Below are 19,498 nucleotides of genomic sequence, written 5' to 3'. Positions count from 1 at the left end.
TTTGACTATAAGGCTTTTACGTGAACCCGGCAGGATTCGAACCTGCGACCCACAGATTAGAAATCTGTTGCTCTATCCAGCTGAGCTACGGATCCGTTCCGGGTGTTTTCCCGAATTGTGGTGCAAATGTAGTGTTTTCATTTTATAATTCAAAACGCAAGTAAAAAAATTGTAAATTTATCATTCATCTTTTCTGCTTCATCAAGATTCATCACTCCTTAATTTTGCTTCTCCATTAGAAACCGGTGGGTAATCTTCATCAAAATCTCCTTTTACTAAATATTCTCTGCAAAAATACCTTTGAAACTTTGATAATTACTCTGAACTTTGAAACTTGAATTTTTGAACTATAAAAACTCCTGAATGCTATTTAATTCATTACAATTCATTTTCTTTTTTATTGTTGTTACTTTAGCTTATTTCAGTTTACCACACCGAGGCCGAATCTGGTTGTTGCTTCTGGCAAGTTGCTACTTTTATGCTGTTTTTAAGCCTATTTATATTCTTATCTTATTTGTTACCATTGTTGTAGACTATTTTGCAGGTATCTGGATAGCCAACGCCACAGGCTCAAAACGAAAGTGGTTGCTGGTACTGAGCCTTATTACCAATATTGGTTTTCTGGCTTATTTTAAATACTACAATTTTCTGAATACCAATCTGGCAATTATATTAGCAAAATTCGATACCCCTACCCCATTTGCTTTTCTTGACTTTGCCTTGCCAATCGGGCTTTCGTTCCATACTTTTCAGGCCATGAGCTACACAATTGAGGTGTATCGGGGGAATCAGAAGGCCGAAAAAGATTTTATCGTTTATTCGCTCTATGTAATGTTTTATCCGCAATTGGTGGCCGGGCCAATTGAGCGGCCGCAAAATATGTTGTGGCAGTTTCATAGCTTTTTTAAGTATGATTTCAATAACCTGAAAGAAGGGCTGATGCGTATTGCATGGGGTATGTTTAAGAAAGTGGTTATTGCCGACCGCCTTGCCCTGATGGTTGATTATTGCTACGACAACCCGCAAGACCACAACGGCCTCACGCTTTTGATTGGTACTGTTTTCTTTACTTTCCAGATTTATTGCGATTTCTCGGGCTACTCTGATATTGCACTCGGTACGGCCAGAGTAATGGGCTTTAAATTGATGGAAAACTTTGATACACCTTATTTCTCGACCTCAATATCGGAGTTCTGGCGTAGGTGGCATATCTCGCTTTCGGGTTGGTTCAGAGAGTATCTGTATATTCCGATGGGCGGCAACAGGGTTAGCGAAGGCCGCAAGTATTTCAACCGTTTTTTTGTGATGATGATGAGCGGCCTGTGGCACGGTGCCGCCTGGACTTTTGTTATCTGGGGGGCTTTGCATGGCATATATATGATTGCGGCACAACTGCGTGACGAGTATTTCAAAACAAAAATCAATATTATTCCTGCCTTTTTGCGCAAGCCTTTCAACCTGTTGTTTACGTTTGTGCTCGTGATGCTCGCCTGGGTGTTTTTCAGGGCCAGAGGTTTAGGAAACGCCAAGATTATATTACAGAAAATACTATCGTTTGGCAGTTATGGCACAACTATCAATTCGCCGTTCAACCATGTAGAAATGCTGTTTTGCTGGTTGCTGATTGCAGGTTTATTATTGAAAGAAAAGTTCTATAAGGTTATAGATACAGCTAACACCACAAGATTTTATATAACATTTATTTTGTTAATGGTAATTTGTTATTTCTTTGGTGTATTTGAATCGAACCAGTTTATTTATTTTCAGTTTTAGAAATTAGAGAGGTTCTGGTTAACCTTCATAAAATAAAAAATACGCCTTTGATATATATGTAGAGACAGGGCAATGCCCTGTCTCTACCCAATTTGGCATTTTTATAGGCAATTATTTCTTGAAGCCTTATCTATGTCTCCAAAAAGATATTCTTAAATGAATCAAAAAATAATAAAATACACGGCATTAATCGTTTTTTCGGTATTGTGGCTATTGGGTTTTTCGCCACATATTGCCAAATGGCTGTATAAAAAAGACCTGGTAAAAGACGATTATCGCTATGGCGATTTGTATCGTTTTTCAAATCTGCCGCAATTCAGGGTGGCTAAAGAAACGTGTCCTGAGCCCGATATGCCCATAACCCAACCTAATACAACTTTGTATCTGATTGGCGATAGTTTTACAGAAGAAGGCCGTATTGAAGCCAGAGATTTTGTAAGCGGTGGCTTTGAGCGATTCTTTATAGGCGCACAACCTTTTGTTAAATTAGACAAAACCAAGAAAAACATCCTGATTATTGAGACTGTTGAGCGTCACTTCAGAGAGCGTTTTGCAGAGCCCTACAAAAATCTAACAATTGGCGAGCCTAACACCCAACAAGCAGTAAAAGCGCTGGCAAAAGAAGCTAAATCAAGTTTCTGGTATAGTAGCGAACGCCACGAATCGGTATTGTTTTCGTCTGATTTTTTTCTGAGCATCAAAGAATTGAAGGCCATGCTTAACTACAATCTGTTTAATAGAACCGATAGTAATGTGGTGGTTTCGAAAGATAAAAAACATATTTTTTACGAACTTGATGCAAAGCCGAGTGGTATTACTTCGTCGTTCGATAAGATTTCAGACAAAGAAATTTTACGTTTGGTAGAGAATGTAAACAAGACCTACGATTTTTATAAAAAAAACGGCTTTGATGAGGTATATCTTACCATTGCCCCAAACAAAAGCGCAATATTAGGTACTGAACTAGGCGAATACAACCACCTGATTGAACGCATTCAGCAAAGCCCCGCTTTACGTATGCCATTTATTGATGTTTATACGCCTATAAGCACCTCAAAAAAAATGCTTTATGATGCTGGCGATACCCATTGGAACTGCCAAGGGAAGCAGATTTGGGTGAATGCTGTAAATCAGAAACTATAATATTTTTTTTATACGGCTACGTTCACTAAATTTGTACTTTATTTAGATGTTTATTTTATAACTTAATAGCATATAATTATTTCTATGAAAAGAGCACTGGTATGTGGAGCAGGTGGTTTTATTGGAGGCCATTTGGTTAATCGCTTAAAGAGTGAAGGTTATTGGGTGAGAGGCGTAGATTTAAAATATAATGAATACGGAAACGGAAATGCTGATGATTTTGTAATCGGCGATTTGACCGACCCGGTAGTTTGTAAACAAGTAGTTGAAGGTGGGTTTGATGAGGTATATCAGTTAGCAGCAGATATGGGTGGGGCAGGTTATATCTTCACAGGCGAAAACGATGCGGCCGTAATGCACAATTCGGCACTTTGTAACCTACACATGCTACACGCTGCGCAACAAGCAGGTGTGAAAAAAATCTTCTATTCGTCGTCGGCTTGTATGTATCCTGAATACAACCAGCTTGACCCTGAAAACCCTAAATGTTCGGAAGAGTCGGCATACCCTGCTGCACCTGATAGCGAATATGGCTGGGAAAAACTATTCAGCGAGCGTCTGTACCTTACTTACCAACGCAACTTGGGTATTACAGTAAAAGTTGCTCGTTTCCACAATATTTTTGGCCCGCAAGGCACTTGGAAAGGTGGTAAAGAAAAAGCACCTGCAGCTATCTGCCGCAAAGTAATTGAGGCCGAAGATGGCGGTACTATCGAAATCTGGGGCGATGGCAAACAAACCCGTTCGTTCTTATATGTTGATGAGTGTGTTGAAGGTGTACGCCGTTTGATGGAGTCTGATTTCTCTGGCCCTGTAAACATCGGCTCGGAAGAAATGATTTCTATCAACGATTTCGCTAAAATGATTGCTGAAATCTCTGGCAAAAAAATTACTATCAAAAATATTCCTGGCCCACAGGGTGTTCGTGGTCGTAATTCTGACAATGCTTTGATTCAGGAAAAACTTGGTTGGGCTCCTTCTCAATCATTGAGAGAAGGTATTACTAAAACCTACCAATGGATTTCGGAACAAGCTTCTAAAGAAGTAGAAGAATTGGTTTAAGAAATTAGACTTGTAAATATACAGAAGCTGGCTAAACTTGATTTGGCCAGCTTTTTTGCATTTATAAGTGGCACAGATTTTTTGTTACTCAGATATTTACGACAAAACTCTGTTATGAAGCCCAACTTTGACCTCACGCTTATGCTTGCCCGCATTGAGCAGGCCGTTAAGCCTTTTCCGAAAGCTGCTATGTTTGAGTTGGCCGAGCGTGGCTATAATTCTTTATTTGAGCAACTGATTTCTTGCATTGTTTCTATTCGTACTTTTGACGAAACTACGATTCCGGTTTCACTAAAACTCTTTGAAGTAGCCCGCACACCGCAGGAAATTTTGCAACTAAGCCCCGAAAACCTGGCGCAAATACTATTTGGGAGCTCTTACCCCGAGCAAAAGGCTTATACGATGCTGGGCATTGCTAAAACAGCTATTGAAGAATATGGTGGAAAACTACCCGCCGACTTTGAAAAACTAACAGCCATGAAGGGCGTTGGGCCTAAATGTGCTAATCTTGCATTGGGTGTAGCAGCCGGACAAGCCGCCATAAGTGTAGATATTCATGTGCATCGGGTAGTTAATCGCTGGGGATTTGTAGAAACAAACCAACCTGAAAAGACGCTTAAACAACTGGAAGCCAAAGTACCAATTGCGCAATGGATTGATATTAACCGCTTGCTAATGCCTTTTGGTAAACATATATGCACAGGTAATTTACCCAAATGCAGCACCTGCCCTGTGCTAGAGTTTTGCGAGCAGGTTGGCGTAACAAAGCATAGATAAAAGCGAACTGAAAGTTTGCCCCAACAAGCATATATTACAACTCCAGCAATGTTCTGATAAAGGCTTCGCTGGTGTGTTCGGCTACAAACTGAGCCGCTCTTTGTGGATATTCTGGCTTGGCAGTATTTAAAAAATACTGAAAAGCCGCTTTTATTTCTTCTGGTTTGTGGCCGTCTACGGTTAAGCCAAGTTTATATTCACGGGTTTGGTCGCCTACTACACCAAATTTGGTGGCAATGATAGGCTTATTATGCCTTGAAGCCAAGCCGATAACGCCGCTTGATGAATAGAAGTTTACATAGGCCAGAGAGATAACGTCGCTCTGCCCAACAAAAGATTCCATCTCGTCGTCGTCAACAAATCGGCTTTCCAGTTCAACTTGAAGCTCAGGGCGTAGTTTTTTTGCTTCTGCAATGGCTTCGGCCAATGGCTCTTCATATTCGGCTCTTATTTTACCTACTACCAGCAAACAAGCCTTAGCGGCTTCATCTGCTGTTAGTTCCTGCAAACCTCGCAGCAGATTCGCCACATTTTTTTTGCTGTCTATCATGCCAAAAGCCAGCAATATTTTTCGGTTGGCAGCAATTTTATATTTTTCTCTTATTACTAAATCGGCTCTTGATGGATAATCATAAACGGGGTCGGGCAGGTAAGTAAATACTTTTGTGCCCAGTGTTTCATTCATGTTTTTTACCGTTTGCCTGTCGTTAAAGATAAATACTTTCTTCAACTGCTTATTGCGTATCATCCACCACGAAGTAAATATCTTGCGGGCTTTGGTAATGGCGGTTTGCTGTTTGGCACGAAGCGTATCTGCCGCCGGAATCACCCTCGGATAAGGGTTAAACATAATACCTGTAATCTGGCAGGGAGTTCGGCTACTGCCTATAGTATGCTGAAACATATCGACCATCATCAATATAAGCTTGTCGGCTTTCCAGTCGTTTATATATTTTGTGATGGTTTTCCAGAGAAACTGGGTCGATTTTATCAGGCTAATGCCCGATGTATGTGGTGCAAATTCTTCGTCGGTAAAGAAAGTTATCTGTACGTTTTTAGCCGATGTGCGTATAGAAGGTATTGTTTTGGCCTCAGGATTCAGCAAAAACACATATTCGGTTTCGCTTGGGTTTTGTTCTAAAAAACGTAATATATTTTGTATATGCCCTAAATTATGCCCTACTAATTTCACATAAATATCACAAATAATTACTCGCATAATTTGTATTTTCGGTTCGGTTAATAATAAAACTGCTGTAAACACAGCGTTGTATTGATAAAACTCAAGTGCGATAAATATAAAAGATTTACTTTCCGAGCACCTTTTTATATGTATCTAAAGTCTTTCTGGCTGTATTGCCAGGCGAAAAGTCTTTCAGGCGCTCATAACCTTTTTTCACCAGTTCCAACTTTAGTTCGGCATTGTCAAGCAGCCTTTCAACCTCGTGGGTGATATTCTCTCTATTTTTGGGGTCGAAATACAGCGCAGCATTTTGTGCTACCTCGGGGAAACATGAAGTATTACTCAACACAACCGGACACCCACAGGCAAAAGCCTCGAGGATAGGAATACCAAAGCCTTCGTATAATGAGGGATACACAAACGCCGTGGCTTTCTGATAGATTCGATACAAAACATCATCATTCTGAATTTCCTGGTGCAACACTTGCTTGTGTATGCCTAGCTCATAAAACAACTTTTGCTCAATATCGGTAAACTTTCCGTTGCCGGCACACATCAGGTGCAGGTCTGGCTGTTTTTTCAGAATAGGTGCTATGGCTCTCAAAAAAACATCAAAATTTTTGTAGTTGTCCCGATTCCCGACATACAAGAGGTATCTTTCGGGGGTTGCAATATCAAAATCGTCGTCAGGCTTATAAGTTGCAAAATGCGTTGAGTGATGTACTACATCTATTTTTTCGGGCGCAATATTAAATATTTCGAGCAGGTCGTTTTTAGTGTTTTCCGAAACGGCAATTATTCTGGCCGCATTGTCTAGCACACGCTGCTTGTAATCTTTAGTGAAACCATCGAGCGAGGCATATTTATCGCCGAATTTCTCAGGAATGGCATCGTGATGTGTGATTACGTAAGGTGTTTTACCAAGAAATGTCTTGAAATAATCGTTGAAATATGTCGGATGAAAAATATCGTAGTTATGACGGGTTATCTGAAAAGCACTATTAGCTCTATTGATATGCGAAAACAAGGTATTGGTAAGCCCCGGGCCAAGAAAATAACCAAAAGGCATGGGTTTCTTCACGTCGGCATTTTTCAGATACTCGTTATTTGAAAAAAGTAATGATAAACTAACTTGTACCCCCTGGTGGTATTTCAGGTTATGCATCAGGTCATAAAAATATCTTGCTACACCTCCAAATTTTGCACCCGAAAAGGATTGATGATCGAAAAGGACTTTCATAAAGGCTTATGTACGTAAGCGTATCTATGTTTAGGAAAGCAATAGATACAAAATGCTTACACTTTTTCTAAATTCTAAACAAAAACAAAATATTCTACTCTAAATAAAGGTATGCTATTGTACATTACTAGTTTTGGACATCTTAAGGCTATCGAAGATAAAAAACTATTAATGCCATTCGATGAGGTGATTGACTACCTCTGGTTTGTTTGTTGACGGTAATTTAGCGAGAGTTTCGGAATATATAGTAGAACCGAATTTCTTTTTTACTAATTGATAAATAGCTAACACGCATTTTTGGTGGGTGTAGTAGCTGAATACAGGGCAAAATTAACAAAAAAAGAGAACATTGTGCTAATATTTAGCTTAGTTAATAGCTTATAAACACAAATGAGCAGTTACCTGCCCATTTGTTGTACCAATTTATGCAGCATTATTTACTGCTAGCCAATTTCGCTTTTAATTCATTAATTACTTTACGATGTTTTTCTGTTAAGGCTTTAGAACTATTCGTTCTTAATCCTGCATCCGAACGTGCATAAATAGCTACTAGACCGTAATCGTCGTCTACACCAATTCCAACAATTTTAATTTTATCGTCATCAACAAAAATTATGTATGGGTCGCCAATAACAACTTTTGGGTATCTTTCTTTGTAAAATAAACCAGCTTCTTCTGCTACTGCGGTAGTTGATTTAAAAATAACCAAAGCTGTGATTAGTTTATCATTGTCAAATACATACGCAACACGTTGTATTTTACTATTTTCACCTTCGTACATAATTCCATTATTAGTTTCAGCAATTTTCTTTCTTTTTTCTAAATACTTAATATCAGACATAGATGAGCCAAATTTCATTATTGGTTCTGTGAAAAGATTGCTGTAAGGCGTTACATTAATATTGCCTTGAGCCAGAGCTCCGTTATAGGTAACATTTACATGAGAAGTACCCACTTTGCGGGCTTTGAATAAGCCATCGGTACCCATCGTTCCAAGGTTTTTGTCATTAAGCTCCCATTTTACAGCCGAGTTGTCTAATGTTTTGTTACCTCTTTTGATAGAATACTGGTGTTGTTTGTCATACTTGAGGTTAATTTCAACATCAGAAATAACCAGTGGAGAGTTGTCATCTTTTGCACAAGACACAGCAATAAGTGCAAGGAAAGTAAATTTTCTTAGCATAGCGTTTTTTTGAAATATTAATTAATTTGATGGTTGCGATTGTAGAATTGGTTTTATAATCAACATACAGAAATGAGCGCCAAATGGCACAACAACAGAAAACAGCACAAAAAAGAGTGGTAAATACTTTTTCATCACAGAGTTTGGTTCATAAAGTGTGTTCAACGAGTGATAGGGCGTGCGTTACAAGCGGGTAGTCACAAAACAAAAATCCCTACCTGCAAAGATAGGGATTTTTGAACATTCGTATATTGAATTAATTATAAATTTTTCTCGATGGGATTCGCATCATCAACAAAAAGCCTATGATGAAAAAGACAAGTATCACCAATACAGAATTGCGCATATTGCCCGTAATCTGTTCAACAAAACCAAACAAAAGCGTGCCTACGGTGATGGCAATTTTTTCGACAATATCATAAAACCCAAAATATGAGGCGGTGTCTTCGGTGCCTTCGGGTATCAGTTTGGCATACGTAGAACGTGAAAGCGACTGAATACCACCCATTACCAAGCCAACCACGGCCGCAATGCCGTAAAACTCGTATTGGCTTGTGGTAAAATAGGCTGCCAGTGGCATTAAACCCCAAACAAAAATCTCTATTAATAAGGCTTTGGTATTACCAAATTTGCTCGATAACCAAGATGCCAAAAACGAACCCGGAATGGCTATTAGCTGAATAAGCAAAAGGGTAACAATAAGGCCAGTTTTTTCGATGTGTAGTATTTTATCGGCAAATATTGTGGCTACGTAGATTACGGTCATTACGCCCATATCGTAGAACAAAAAGGCTAATAAAAACTTGGTAACCAGTTTATTTTGTCTTACTTCTTTTAATACTTTTCCTAACTCACTAAAGCTACTTCTTAGCCAATTGCCGGCTAGTGGTCGCACCTGGTCTTTTGGAAGGTAATAAAACGGTATCTGTGCAAACAATGCCCACCAGATACCAACCGTAAGGAACGAGATACGGGCCGTGAGTCCTGAGTCGCTATCGGCTTGGGTTAGGCCAACAAACTCGGGTTTCATTATCATAATCAGGTTGAAAACCAATAGTATTACGCTACCGATATAGCCCATCATGAAACCACGGGCACTCAGGTTATCGAAACGGTCTTCGGTGGCTATTTCGGGCAGAAATGAGTTGTAGAATACGATACTACCGCCCCAACCCATAATAGAAAGACCAAAGGCCACGACTACGAACGATACGTTGTCACGAGTAAAGAAATAGAAATAGGCACAACTGGCAGCACCGAGGTAGCAGAAGATTTTCATGAAAAACTTACGGCGACCGCTGTAATCGGCCAAGGGTGTAAGTATCGGGTTCAGAAATACCAGTAAAAGCGTAGCTACCGAGATAGTATAAGAATAAAGAACCGAGTTTTGTACCTGAAAGCCAAAGAAATTTACTACATCGTTGATAACATTTCCGTCGGCATCTTTGGTTGATGTGGTAGCCAGAAAGTACATTGGAAAAACAACAGTTATGATAACAAGGTTGTGTACTGAATTGGCCCAATCGTACATTGTCCAGGCATTCAGGACTTTCTTCTGATTTTTTTGAAACATTTCTTCGGTAAGTGTTATTAATTGCTAATTTATCTAACACCGAATAATTCGGTTTCAAGAAATAAGCGTTCTTTGATTTCTTACAGTTTTGCTGCTAAGGTGCGTACAGTAGGAGGCTATCTCAAAAGAAAACGGCATAAAATATTATTTGGCAAGGTAGAGACCCCACTCCCCAACCCCTCTCCCCAACTGTGGGGAGAGGGGCTTTTTTGTCCCCTCCCCATTGTTGGGGAGGGTTAGGGTGGGGTCTTTTCCAAATATTATTTGGTATAAAAAACTTTTGAGATAGCCTCACAAACAAAATAAGGCACTCCAGAGAACGTTTATGTTGTGAATCCTGATAATTCGGTGGTGTTCTATTTAAGGACGAATTAGCAAATAAATCTTTAATTTTTAAGCCTAGAGCACTTATTTTTTCATACTGCCCTTATAATCAGTCCCTCGGCTTTTAGTTTTTCGTTCAGGGCTTCGGCAAAAGCTACGGCATGAGGGCCATCGCCATGTATGCAAATGGTATCGGCTTTGATTGGTACAATCTTGCCCTCGGTTGAAACCACCGTTTGCTCTTTTACCATTCTGATAACCTGCGCCACGGCTTTATGGGTATCTTCAATCATGGCGTTTGGCTGTGTACGTGGCGTAAGGCTACCGTCAGCCTGATAGGTGCGGTCGGCAAAAACTTCGGAGGCTGTTCTTAGTCCTATTTTTTCGGCTTCGCTAATCAGCAAACTTCCTGATAGGCCATAAAGGATTAAATCTTCTTGGCTATCCTTTGTTGCTTGTGCTATGGCCTGCGCCATTGCTGCATCTTTAGCGGCCATATTATATAAAGCCCCATGAGGCTTTACATGGTGCAAATGTGCACCAATAGCTTTGCTTACGTTGAGCATTGCGCCTATCTGATAAACACAAATATCGTAAACCTCTTGTGCATTGAGTGCCATATTTCTACGGCCAAAGCCCTGTAAATCGGCAAAACCCGGGTGTGCGCCTATGGCTACACCTTTTTGCATGGCAAGGGTGGCTGTTTTGCGCATAATAGAGGCATCGCCGGCATGGAAGCCGCAAGCAATATTGGCCGACGAAATGTATTGCATCAGGGCTTCGTCGTTGCCCATTGTCCAGGCACCAAACGACTCGCCCATGTCGCAGTTAAGGTCTATGTGTTGCATGTTACATTGTGGTTTAAAACCCCTCACCCTGCCCTATCCGCATCGGCGGTTCGACCCAACTGTGGGGAGAGGATTTCTTAGGAGAGTTTTTTTATCTAAAAGTCTCAACTAAATCAATACCCGCTTTTAGTTTTTTTATTTCTTTTTCTCTCAAAATTAACAATTCTTCGGCTTCGGCCTGTGAGATGAATTGAAATTTGAGCACGTCTTTTGGGCCGCATTGCGCTAATATCGGCAGGTCAGCACTAATTACATTGCCTAGCCTCGGGTACCCTCCGGTTGTCTGGTGGTCGGCCATCAGTATAATCAGTTGGCCGTCGGGTAATAGTTGGATTGTGCCGAAATCTACTGCCGACGAGATTAATTCCAGAGGATTTTCTAAACTTAAAGCCCCTCCTACCAAGCGGTAACCCATGCGGTTTGAGTGTTGGCTTATAGTAAACTCTTGCTTTTCTAAACGCTCTTTGCTTTCGGCTGTAAGTGCATCAAACTCATTGCCTTTGATTAGCCTGATTGTCGGCGAAGCCGAATAAGGCGGACGCATAGAAAAACCTAAATAGGGCAATACTGCTGGTTTTGTGTGTTCGGGTATTGACAGGTAATGATTGGGGCTTATGCCATTGAAGCCGAGCAGGTTATTAGTGCTTTTGCTTCCGAGCCATTCTGTTGCCGGAAAGCCGCCTTTTACGGCAATATAGGCTCTTTGACCCCAATGTCTTTTCTTAAATTTAAGTGTAGTGCCAGCAGATACAAAAGTGCATTGCCAGTTATTTATTTCAATTTCATTTTGGCTTTTATCAGTCAGATAAGGGTTAAAATCCGCACCTCCAACGGCAATTATAGTATTATTTTCGAAGTATATTTCGGGCGATGGAAAATGGATTTCGATGGCGGCTTCGTTTTCCTGATTCTGCAACAGGATATTCAGCAAACGAACGGCCATGAGGTCGATTGCGCCGTTTGGATTTATACCCAAATACCGATAGGTGTTTCGACCTGTATCCTGATAAGTGCTTAATATACCTGATTTTATGAATTGCATGAAGTGGGATTTAGTGATTAAGTGATTAAAGTTGGTGAGTATTAACTCTTAAACAAATATTCATAAGTAAGGGTACAAAATTAATTAACAATATTTTACCACAGAGTGTACGGAGTTTTGCACAGAGTTTCACGATGTCTAATTCGAAATGCTCCGTGAAACTCAGTGTTTTCAACTTGGTGAACCTCCGTGGTAAAATATTTTAATAGCAATTAATATTTTCTTTTTACTTAAAAAATAATCAATGCAAGTTGAGTATCCAATCACTCAAGCGCTTATTTACTAAATATTCATTAAAAAACAACAAAGTATCTACTATATGGGCTTGCCAGTAGGGCCAATCGTGAGCACCTTCGTACTCTTCGTAAATATGTGGAATATCGTTTGCTTGCAGCTCTTCATGCAATTGGCGGTTGGCTTCTATCAGTATATCCTCTTTACCACAATCAAATCGGAATAGCGGTAAAAGGCTTTTATTGGCTAACATCCATTGCAGGGTGCTTTCTTCTGCCAAAACGTTTGCTTTCAATAGGGCATCGTCTTCGTTTTCCAGAAATTGTTTCAGTTGTCCAAATTCGGTGATTGATGATAGACCCGAAAAAGTCTTGAATACCTGCGGGTATTTTGCGCCCAAACGCATAGCACCGTAACCTCCCATCGATAGTCCTGTGATGAATAATGGTAAATCAGGATTCAGGTCAGGCTGAATCTCATAAATTAGGTTTCGGAGGTCTGAAACAATCCAGTCTTCGTAGTTCTCGGTGTGGTGAGGCAGATAAGCGCTTCCGTCGCCAAATAGTCCGTCAGAGGGCATAATCAAAAGCATGGGTTCTATCTTGCCTTCATTAATCAGTTGCTGAGTAGTTTTGTGTACGCCTCCCTTGAGCGACCATGCCCAATGTGAACCATACACGCCATGCAATAGTATCACGATGCCTTTAATGATGCCTGCTGGCACAAAAATGCTTACATCGGCTCTTTTTTTGAGGGCTTTGCTTTTTACTGTTATCCAACGGAGCTTGTCGTGCTCGTAAGTTGGGTCAGATATTTCTATTGTAAAGAATTTTGACATTTCTATGCGTTTTTTCTTTTAACCACGGGGTATCACAGAGTTTTTCACAGAGTAACACGGAGCTAGTATATGAACTTAATTGTGAAACTCCGTGCAAAACTCTGTGTTACTCCGTGGTAAAGTATTAAAACATTTATTCCTACTCAAACACAATTACTCCTTTGGCGTTTAGGCCGTGGTGCATGTCGGCAAAGGCTTGGGAGAGTTGGTTGAGGGTATATACGCTTGTTACCATTTTATCAAGAATCAGGTCGCCTTTTTGGTAGAGTTCTTGCAGAATCGGGAAATCTATTTGCGGGCGGGCCTTGCCATAGAGTGGATTGATATAGACTTTATCCCACTCAAAGAGGTTCATATCTATATTAATTTCCTGCTCAATGCCGCTTACCTGCACGGCCATGCCTGCATTGCGCACCATAGCTAGCGGAGCTGCTCCTAATGCCGGAATTGCCGTACACTCAAAGGCATAGTCGGCGCCTCGTTGGGTGAGCAATTTTACCTGTTGGGCGGCTTCTAACAAGCCTACATCATCTTTTGATGCCAGAATGGTATGCGTAGCGCCATATTCGATAGCCATTTCGAGGCGAGATGCATTAATATCAATACCTATGATTTTGGCGGCTCCGGCAATTCTGGCGCCTTGAATCACGTTGAGCCCTACCCCACCTGTACCCAAAACTACGACCGACGACCCTGCTTTTACTTTGGCAGCATTCACCACCGAGCCGTAGCCTGTCATGACTCCGCAACTAATAATAGCTGCCGAAGCAAAGGGAATATCAACATTGATTTTAACACAAGCGGCTTCACGTACCAATGTATATTCGGCCATAGTGCCGAGGCTAAAAGAACGCTCTATGGGTGTTGCATTGAGCGTGCTTGCTTCCAGACGAGCGTGTCCGCCCGATACTTTGTTACCAGCTGTAACCGGTGAATTTACCTCACAGATATGCTGGTTACCCTCCTGACATTGAAAACATTGGTAACATGGAATTGCCCAGTTCAATATCACCTTGTCGCCCACTTGCAGGCTTTTTACTTTCGGGCCTACTTTTACTACTATTCCGGCGCCTTCGTGTCCCATAATAAGTGGCTTTCCCCACGACTGCGAGTCCCAGTCGGTATGGCAGATACCTGCGGCTTTTACTTGAATCAGCACTTCGTCCCACACGGGCATATCGTCTACTTCAATGGTCTGAATCGTAAAGTTTCCTTGTCCGTCGGCGATGGCGGCTTTTGCTTGTATCATAGGTTATTGTTTTCTTAGAGTTTTAGAGTTTTTGAGTTGGTGAAATGCGAGCTGAACCAGAATTTATCCAACAACATAACAGACTTCTGTTACGCCTTCTGCATTACAAATTTCAAGTACTTCAACGAGATTGGATATATCATTAAAAAAACTTCCATCTGTAATAAAATATTCTCCCCATTCAAGTGGCCAATGAGATGGTTTTATAAAGCTCTGTTTGTTGTCAATTATGAATTTTAATTCCTTTAGTTGTGCTAAAAATCTTTCACTTTCTTCCCACCCGAACTGAAAGAGTGTATCCTCTCCCTCTTCAACATGATTTACTTTAGGCCTTTGGAGGAAAGTACAATCATATCCAAAAACATTTTTTAAATCGATAAAAAGTTCTTCATTCCCTGATTCAAATTGCAACAACATTAAGCTACAATACCCCCTACTTAAACATCCGAAATCAAAATCTTCTTCAACCCAAGGATGAAATTTTTCTTTTAAATAAACTGATTCAACCTTTTTATTCATTCGTATACCAATATCGAGCCCCATATTAAATGATGTTTTAGATTATAAAATAAATTATTCATAAACCTGACTAACATCCGAATAAATATAAAATTCAGGTTTAAATGCATTTAGTTATATCATTTTATCAATCAAGATTCTTAGCTTAAAGTATTCTCCACATACTTTGTAATATCGTTCATGATAAGTAATGCCAATAAATACAATCTCCATTTTATCTATTTTGGCATTGAATAAAGCTGGCCAATCAGAGTCGTAATCGAAATTAAGAATATCCTCAACTCTGTGTAAACCATTAAATATTTTTTCGTCAATATACCCTTCTTTTTGGTATCCTGTGCATCCAAATTCAAAATCTTCTAAAATCTCATTCTTATCAAATAGTTGTAAGAATGATTTAAATGAGTTGGTTTTGATAGTCACAAAATGCATCATATTCTAAAAACTATTTTACGATAAAACTTCCTACCAATGCTCACATATTACTTCCCCATTGCCTTCTCGTAGTCGGTTAAACAGTTTCTAGGTTTCTTTGTTAGGTTCATAAACAAATAGCTTATTCGGTATTGATTAAGCAAAGCTACTAAAAGTGGATATTATTTATAGAAATCGTCTGCGAGAAAAATATTTATTTATCACCTACATTTTGTCCAATCATCTTCCCAAATCATAGCTGGCATATTTTTTTACGTATATATAATGCTGTTGTAATAGCATCATAAAATCGTATCATGCCACAGAATTCACCCAAAGAAAAACTCAACATTGAAGAAGAAGCATTGTTATCTCTGCTTAAAAATAAAGATAAAAGAGGTTTCGATATTCTTTACAGCCACTATGCAGGTGCTTTATATGGCCTGATTTCTAAAACAGCATCTTCTGAAACACTAGCCAATGATTTATTAGGCTTGGTATTTGCCAAAATCTTTCATGATATTGACAGCTACGATGCTTCAAAGACCAGTTTATTTGCCTGGCTGTATCGAATTACTCAAAAAATTCTGACAGTCCACCAAGCTTCGGCATTGAAAAATGAATCTCATTTGAAGGTAATAAGGGGTGATTTTAAGATAGCTAATTAAGGTGAGATAAAAGTATTATTTCACGGCAACAAACCGCACCAAATCTCCGGCCTTTAGCAATGTTGGGTCAGAAGAACCAAGGGTAAAAAAGGGTGTATCTGTATGCCCGATAAGTTGCCAACCGCCGGGGCTTTCGAGGGGATAAATGCCTGTTTGCTTGCCTGCTATGCCTACACTCCCTGCGGGCACTTTGGCTCTTGGGCTTACTTTTCGGGGAGTAGCTATGCGTTCGTCCATACCACCCAGATAAGCAAAACCGGGTAAAAACCCCATCATATATACTCTGTAAGTGGCTTGGGTATGTATCTGTATTACTTCGGCCGTGCTTAGGTTGTTATGGCTCGCTACAAACGCTAAATCTTCGCCATCGTATATCACAGGTATTTCAATCAGATTTGGTTCTTTAACTTCTGCTGATTCTAGGCTTTGTATGGCCGCTGTGAGGTAGTTTTGTACTATATCAAATGCTGTTTTGGCATCAGGATTCGAAGCTCTTATCTGTAACACATCATAAAAGACTGTCAGCGAGGCATACGCCGGAACAGCCTCTTTAAAACCATCGAAAGGGTATTTGCTGCAATAATCAAATAATTGCCCTACAATTGTGTTGATACCAACATCAATCACAGCGCCAAAATCAATTGTAATGGCAGAATCGCTAAGGGCAAATATTTTGAATTGCATTACTAATTGAGTGGTTTAATGCTTGAGCGAATGAATGATTATTTACATTTAAGTAAAAAGAGAATATCAATTGCTATTAAAATTTTGAATCACGGAGTTTCACCAAGTTTACAACACCGAGTTTCACAGAGAATTTTGAGTTAGACATTGTGTAACTCAGTGCAAAACCCTGTGACACTCCGTGGTAAAATACTATTAATTAAGAGTATGTTTAAAAATTATCATTCGACCTCCAAAGTCATCTTTTTAAGCCATACTGCGTTGCATTTTTTCGATGTAGCTGCCGGCTACATCTGCAAAATGACGCCTTGTCTGACTTAAAAATATGTCCTTTTCGGTCAGAATAATAAAATTTAAACATACTCTAATTTTATACCTACAATTACTATATATTTCAACGCATTAATTCTAATGCCTTGGTGATGTCTGATGTGGGGAGCTGGCAGGCTTTGTCGTAGCAGACATATATCATGGTTTCGCCATTTTTGGCGGTGCGATGCTGTAACAATGGCAAGTCTGATACCTCGGCTGTACCTACATATACTTTGTTTGGTGCATAGGTTTCGTCTAATATAGCTCTTACATTGAGCGACTCTGCCCCTACTATGGCTACTTCGGCTGTTGGCTTTACAAATTGGGTAGCCAATGTAGCCCAGTTGGTAAGCCATTGCACCTCGGTAAGCACCAGTTTTTTCATTTTATTGAGCATCAACTTGCTGATAGATAGAAAATCCTGACGGTCGAGTATGAGACCCAAATTATATAAATTAGTGGCCATAATTGAGTTTGAGGCCGGTACTACGTTGTCGAACAATTCCTTTTTTCGGGCAATCAGTTCTTCGCCCTGGCTATCGGTAAAATAGAAAAACTCGTCTTCGGCATCATAAAAATTTGCAAGGGTATAATCGGCCAGCATTTCGGCTTCTTTCAACCATTGTTCATCAAACGTTACCTGATACAAGGCAGTATAGGCATCTATCACGCTGGCGTAGTCTTCCAGATATGCCACGAGCGTGGCTTTGCCGTTTTTATAATTGTGCCAAAGTCCACGGGCTTCTTTGCCATCTTCTGTCAGCACACTGGCAGTCATTTTTTCTTTGATGAAATGGGCATTATTGAGCGCTATTCTCAAAAACTTAGGCTCATTTATGTAGCGATAAGCATCTACCAAGCCCTTTAGCATAAGGCCGTTCCATGAGCAAAGTATTTTATCATCAAGGCCCGGTTGTATTCGTTTGTCACGTTCAGCCATCAGAACGCCAAACATTTTATCCCACTTGTTGTTATCAACACCCCACAGGCGTTCTTCAAGGTGCAGAATATTGTTTCCATGCTCCCAGTTGCCTGCTTCTGTTATGTTAAATGCCTGATTAAACTCTTCCGCCTGCTCGGCCAGCAGATAATCTATTTCTTTCTTTTTCCAGATATAGAACTTCCCTTCTTCGCCTTCGCTATCGGCATCGAGTGCTGAATAAAAACCACCTTCGGGGCTGGTCATTTCTCTTTCGAGCCATTCAATGGTTTGTGCAACACGCTCTTTATAAAGATGGTCTTTGGTAAGGGCGTAGGCTTCGGCATAGACCGATACCAACTGGCCGTTATCATATAGCATTTTTTCAAAATGGGGCACTTTCCAGTCTTCGTCGGTCGAATAGCGTGTCCAGCCGCCGCCCAGAATATCATAAATGCCACCTAGTGCCAGTCTATCAAGCGTAAGGCCGAGGTGCTGCAAAGCTCGCTCGTCTTTTGTAGTGGCATAGTAGCGCAACAGGAATTTCCAAATACTTGGCATCGGGAATTTTGGAGCACGGTTCATGCCGCCTTTTTCGTAGTCAAAATCAACCCGAATGCGGTTAAAAATTGTTACGAGTTCTTCTTCACTAAAAACCAGTTCTTCGTCGGCTTGCAAGCCATATTTTTCTGATTCTTTGAAAAGCATATTCTGCGTAAAGCCCTCGGCCGACTCCTGTAATTTATCGTAGTTTTCGTCGAAAGCTCTTTTAATACTCACTACCAGATTTGCCCAGTTTTGCGGCGGAAAATAAGTGCCGCCATAAAAAGGCTGTGCATCAGGCATCAGAAATACATTGAGCGGCCAACCGCCTCGCACGCCCATTGCTTGCAGCGATTCCATATAGATGGCATCAACATCGGGGCGTTCTTCACGGTCGACTTTTATGCATATCAGGTGCTCATTCATTAAAGTTGCTATCTGCTTGTTTTCGAACGATTCACGCTCCATTACATGGCACCAATGGCAGGCCGAATAGCCTATGCTCACTAAGATAGGCTTGTTTTCAGCTTTGGCCTTTTGCAAGGCCACTTCTCCCCACGGATACCAGTCAACAGGATTGTGGGCGTGTTGTAGCAGATAAGGGCTTGTTTCGTGAATGAGTTGATTTGGCATATTTTTTTGAGGAATTGGTTTTGATGTTAGAAACATCAGAATGGCTTAAGTTGTTCGGTTAATGTGGGTTTGTTTGTGTATTGGGTGATGCTTATTATAGATTTATTAAAAAGCATACTTTGGTTCAAAAGATTTTATCGTTTTGTGTTGTTACTTTTTTTACCGGAAAAAAAGTAACCAAAAAAGCCGGCATCATTTAAACTCGTACAATTAAAAATCCTTTAATTCATTTCTGATAAAATAGTCTTTCCCCTGATTTTTAATCGTAGACTAGCCGTCCGCCTCAACAGGAAATGATGTTTTAAGGACTTTAATTTTAGTTGTTATTTTGATATCA

17 protein-coding genes and 1 tRNA gene are annotated in these 19,498 nt (G+C 40.2%); 5 read left to right on the top strand and 13 right to left on the bottom strand.

The window, feature by feature from the left end; all coding sequences use genetic code 11:
- Positions 1-21: 21 nt before the first annotated feature.
- Positions 22-95: transfer RNA gene (locus WAE64_RS14185), tRNA-Arg, on the bottom strand.
- Between the two features lie 268 nt (positions 96-363).
- Here WAE64_RS14185 and WAE64_RS14180 point away from each other — a divergent pair.
- The 4 genes from WAE64_RS14180 (at position 364) to WAE64_RS14165 (ending at position 4,755) form a co-directional block, all read left to right on the top strand.
- Positions 364-1,773, top strand: coding sequence for an MBOAT family O-acyltransferase (locus WAE64_RS14180; RefSeq protein ID WP_340237523.1), 1,410 nt, complete (start codon positions 364-366; stop codon positions 1,771-1,773).
- Between the two features lie 156 nt (positions 1,774-1,929).
- Positions 1,930-2,916, top strand: coding sequence for an alginate O-acetyltransferase AlgX-related protein (locus tag WAE64_RS14175; RefSeq protein ID WP_340237521.1), 987 nt, complete (start codon positions 1,930-1,932; stop codon positions 2,914-2,916).
- A gap of 84 nt (positions 2,917-3,000) precedes the next feature.
- Positions 3,001-3,978: an NAD-dependent epimerase/dehydratase family protein gene (locus WAE64_RS14170; RefSeq protein ID WP_340237519.1), complete on the top strand. Its 978-nt coding sequence runs from the start codon at positions 3,001-3,003 to the stop codon at positions 3,976-3,978.
- Between the two features lie 114 nt (positions 3,979-4,092).
- On the top strand, positions 4,093-4,755 hold the full coding sequence (locus WAE64_RS14165) for an endonuclease III domain-containing protein (RefSeq protein WP_340237517.1): 663 nt from the start codon (positions 4,093-4,095) through the stop codon (positions 4,753-4,755).
- A 34-nt stretch (positions 4,756-4,789) separates the two neighbouring features.
- On the opposite strand, the gene WAE64_RS14160 is transcribed toward WAE64_RS14165, so the two are convergent.
- The 10 genes from WAE64_RS14160 to WAE64_RS14115 form a co-directional block, all read right to left on the bottom strand.
- Positions 4,790-5,974, bottom strand: coding sequence for a glycosyltransferase (locus tag WAE64_RS14160; RefSeq protein ID WP_340237515.1), 1,185 nt, complete (start codon positions 5,972-5,974; stop codon positions 4,790-4,792).
- An 88-nt stretch (positions 5,975-6,062) separates the two neighbouring features.
- On the bottom strand, positions 6,063-7,178 hold the full coding sequence (locus WAE64_RS14155; protein WP_340237513.1) for a glycosyltransferase family 4 protein: 1,116 nt from the start codon (positions 7,176-7,178) through the stop codon (positions 6,063-6,065).
- A 433-nt stretch (positions 7,179-7,611) separates the two neighbouring features.
- Positions 7,612-8,361 (bottom strand): hypothetical protein, encoded by a 750-nt coding sequence (locus WAE64_RS14150; RefSeq protein WP_340237511.1) that lies wholly within the window; start codon positions 8,359-8,361, stop codon positions 7,612-7,614.
- A gap of 256 nt (positions 8,362-8,617) precedes the next feature.
- Complete coding sequence (locus WAE64_RS14145) at positions 8,618-9,934, bottom strand: MFS transporter (RefSeq protein ID WP_340237510.1); 1,317 nt, start codon at positions 9,932-9,934, stop codon at positions 8,618-8,620.
- A 416-nt stretch (positions 9,935-10,350) separates the two neighbouring features.
- Positions 10,351-11,106: a LamB/YcsF family protein gene (locus WAE64_RS14140; RefSeq protein ID WP_340237508.1), complete on the bottom strand. Its 756-nt coding sequence runs from the start codon at positions 11,104-11,106 to the stop codon at positions 10,351-10,353.
- Between the two features lie 91 nt (positions 11,107-11,197).
- Positions 11,198-12,148 carry a 5-oxoprolinase subunit C family protein gene (locus WAE64_RS14135; RefSeq protein ID WP_340237506.1) on the bottom strand — a complete coding sequence of 317 codons (951 nt, stop codon included), beginning with the start codon at positions 12,146-12,148 and terminating at the stop codon, positions 11,198-11,200.
- Between the two features lie 241 nt (positions 12,149-12,389).
- On the bottom strand, positions 12,390-13,220 hold the full coding sequence (locus tag WAE64_RS14130; protein ID WP_340237505.1) for an alpha/beta hydrolase: 831 nt from the start codon (positions 13,218-13,220) through the stop codon (positions 12,390-12,392).
- Positions 13,221-13,359: 139 nt separating this feature from the next.
- A complete protein-coding gene (locus WAE64_RS14125) occupies positions 13,360-14,469 on the bottom strand; it encodes an alcohol dehydrogenase catalytic domain-containing protein (RefSeq protein ID WP_340237504.1) in 1,110 nt (369 codons plus the stop codon).
- A gap of 63 nt (positions 14,470-14,532) precedes the next feature.
- Positions 14,533-15,012 carry a hypothetical protein gene (locus WAE64_RS14120; protein WP_340237502.1) on the bottom strand — a complete coding sequence of 160 codons (480 nt, stop codon included), beginning with the start codon at positions 15,010-15,012 and terminating at the stop codon, positions 14,533-14,535.
- Between the two features lie 90 nt (positions 15,013-15,102).
- Entirely contained in the window at positions 15,103-15,423 is a 321-nt protein-coding gene (locus WAE64_RS14115; RefSeq protein WP_340237500.1) for a hypothetical protein, read from the bottom strand.
- Positions 15,424-15,719: 296 nt separating this feature from the next.
- On the opposite strand from WAE64_RS14115, the gene WAE64_RS14110 reads away from it, so the two are divergent.
- Positions 15,720-16,070 (top strand): RNA polymerase sigma factor, encoded by a 351-nt coding sequence (locus WAE64_RS14110; RefSeq protein ID WP_340237498.1) that lies wholly within the window; start codon positions 15,720-15,722, stop codon positions 16,068-16,070.
- A 15-nt stretch (positions 16,071-16,085) separates the two neighbouring features.
- Here WAE64_RS14110 and pxpB read toward each other — a convergent pair whose 3' ends face one another.
- On the bottom strand, positions 16,086-16,754 hold the full coding sequence (pxpB, locus tag WAE64_RS14105; RefSeq protein WP_340237496.1) for a 5-oxoprolinase subunit PxpB: 669 nt from the start codon (positions 16,752-16,754) through the stop codon (positions 16,086-16,088).
- 394 nt (positions 16,755-17,148) lie between these two features.
- Positions 17,149-19,161 (bottom strand): thioredoxin domain-containing protein, encoded by a 2,013-nt coding sequence (locus tag WAE64_RS14100; protein WP_340237495.1) that lies wholly within the window; start codon positions 19,159-19,161, stop codon positions 17,149-17,151.
- Positions 19,162-19,498: the final 337 nt, after the last annotated feature.

Source organism: Emticicia soli, assembly GCF_037860775.1.
Lineage (GTDB): Bacteria > Bacteroidota > Bacteroidia > Cytophagales > Spirosomataceae > Emticicia > Emticicia soli.
The sequence above is the reverse complement of the archived record's forward strand: the minus strand, read 5'-3'. Positions and strand labels throughout refer to the sequence as shown.

Excerpts from the sequence above, each read along its gene's own strand:
- WAE64_RS14115 (WP_340237500.1), bottom strand. The coding sequence starts at position 15,423 with ATGATGCATTTTGTGACTATCAAAACCAACTCATTTAAATCATTCTTA.
- WAE64_RS14135 (WP_340237506.1), bottom strand. The coding sequence starts at position 12,148 with ATGCAATTCATAAAATCAGGTATATTAAGCACTTATCAGGATACAGGT.
- WAE64_RS14140 (WP_340237508.1), bottom strand. The coding sequence starts at position 11,106 with ATGCAACACATAGACCTTAACTGCGACATGGGCGAGTCGTTTGGTGCC.
- pxpB (WP_340237496.1), bottom strand. The coding sequence starts at position 16,754 with ATGCAATTCAAAATATTTGCCCTTAGCGATTCTGCCATTACAATTGAT.
- WAE64_RS14130 (WP_340237505.1), bottom strand. The coding sequence starts at position 13,220 with ATGTCAAAATTCTTTACAATAGAAATATCTGACCCAACTTACGAGCAC.
- WAE64_RS14165 (WP_340237517.1), top strand. The coding sequence starts at position 4,093 with ATGAAGCCCAACTTTGACCTCACGCTTATGCTTGCCCGCATTGAGCAG.
- WAE64_RS14110 (WP_340237498.1), top strand. The coding sequence starts at position 15,720 with ATGCCACAGAATTCACCCAAAGAAAAACTCAACATTGAAGAAGAAGCA.
- WAE64_RS14180 (WP_340237523.1), top strand. The coding sequence starts at position 364 with ATGCTATTTAATTCATTACAATTCATTTTCTTTTTTATTGTTGTTACT.
- WAE64_RS14160 (WP_340237515.1), bottom strand. The coding sequence starts at position 5,974 with ATGCGAGTAATTATTTGTGATATTTATGTGAAATTAGTAGGGCATAAT.
- WAE64_RS14145 (WP_340237510.1), bottom strand. The coding sequence starts at position 9,934 with ATGTTTCAAAAAAATCAGAAGAAAGTCCTGAATGCCTGGACAATGTAC.
- WAE64_RS14125 (WP_340237504.1), bottom strand. The coding sequence starts at position 14,469 with ATGATACAAGCAAAAGCCGCCATCGCCGACGGACAAGGAAACTTTACG.
- WAE64_RS14170 (WP_340237519.1), top strand. The coding sequence starts at position 3,001 with ATGAAAAGAGCACTGGTATGTGGAGCAGGTGGTTTTATTGGAGGCCAT.
- WAE64_RS14175 (WP_340237521.1), top strand. The coding sequence starts at position 1,930 with ATGAATCAAAAAATAATAAAATACACGGCATTAATCGTTTTTTCGGTA.
- WAE64_RS14100 (WP_340237495.1), bottom strand. The coding sequence starts at position 19,161 with ATGCCAAATCAACTCATTCACGAAACAAGCCCTTATCTGCTACAACAC.
- WAE64_RS14155 (WP_340237513.1), bottom strand. The coding sequence starts at position 7,178 with ATGAAAGTCCTTTTCGATCATCAATCCTTTTCGGGTGCAAAATTTGGA.
- WAE64_RS14120 (WP_340237502.1), bottom strand. The coding sequence starts at position 15,012 with ATGGGGCTCGATATTGGTATACGAATGAATAAAAAGGTTGAATCAGTT.
- WAE64_RS14150 (WP_340237511.1), bottom strand. The coding sequence starts at position 8,361 with ATGCTAAGAAAATTTACTTTCCTTGCACTTATTGCTGTGTCTTGTGCA.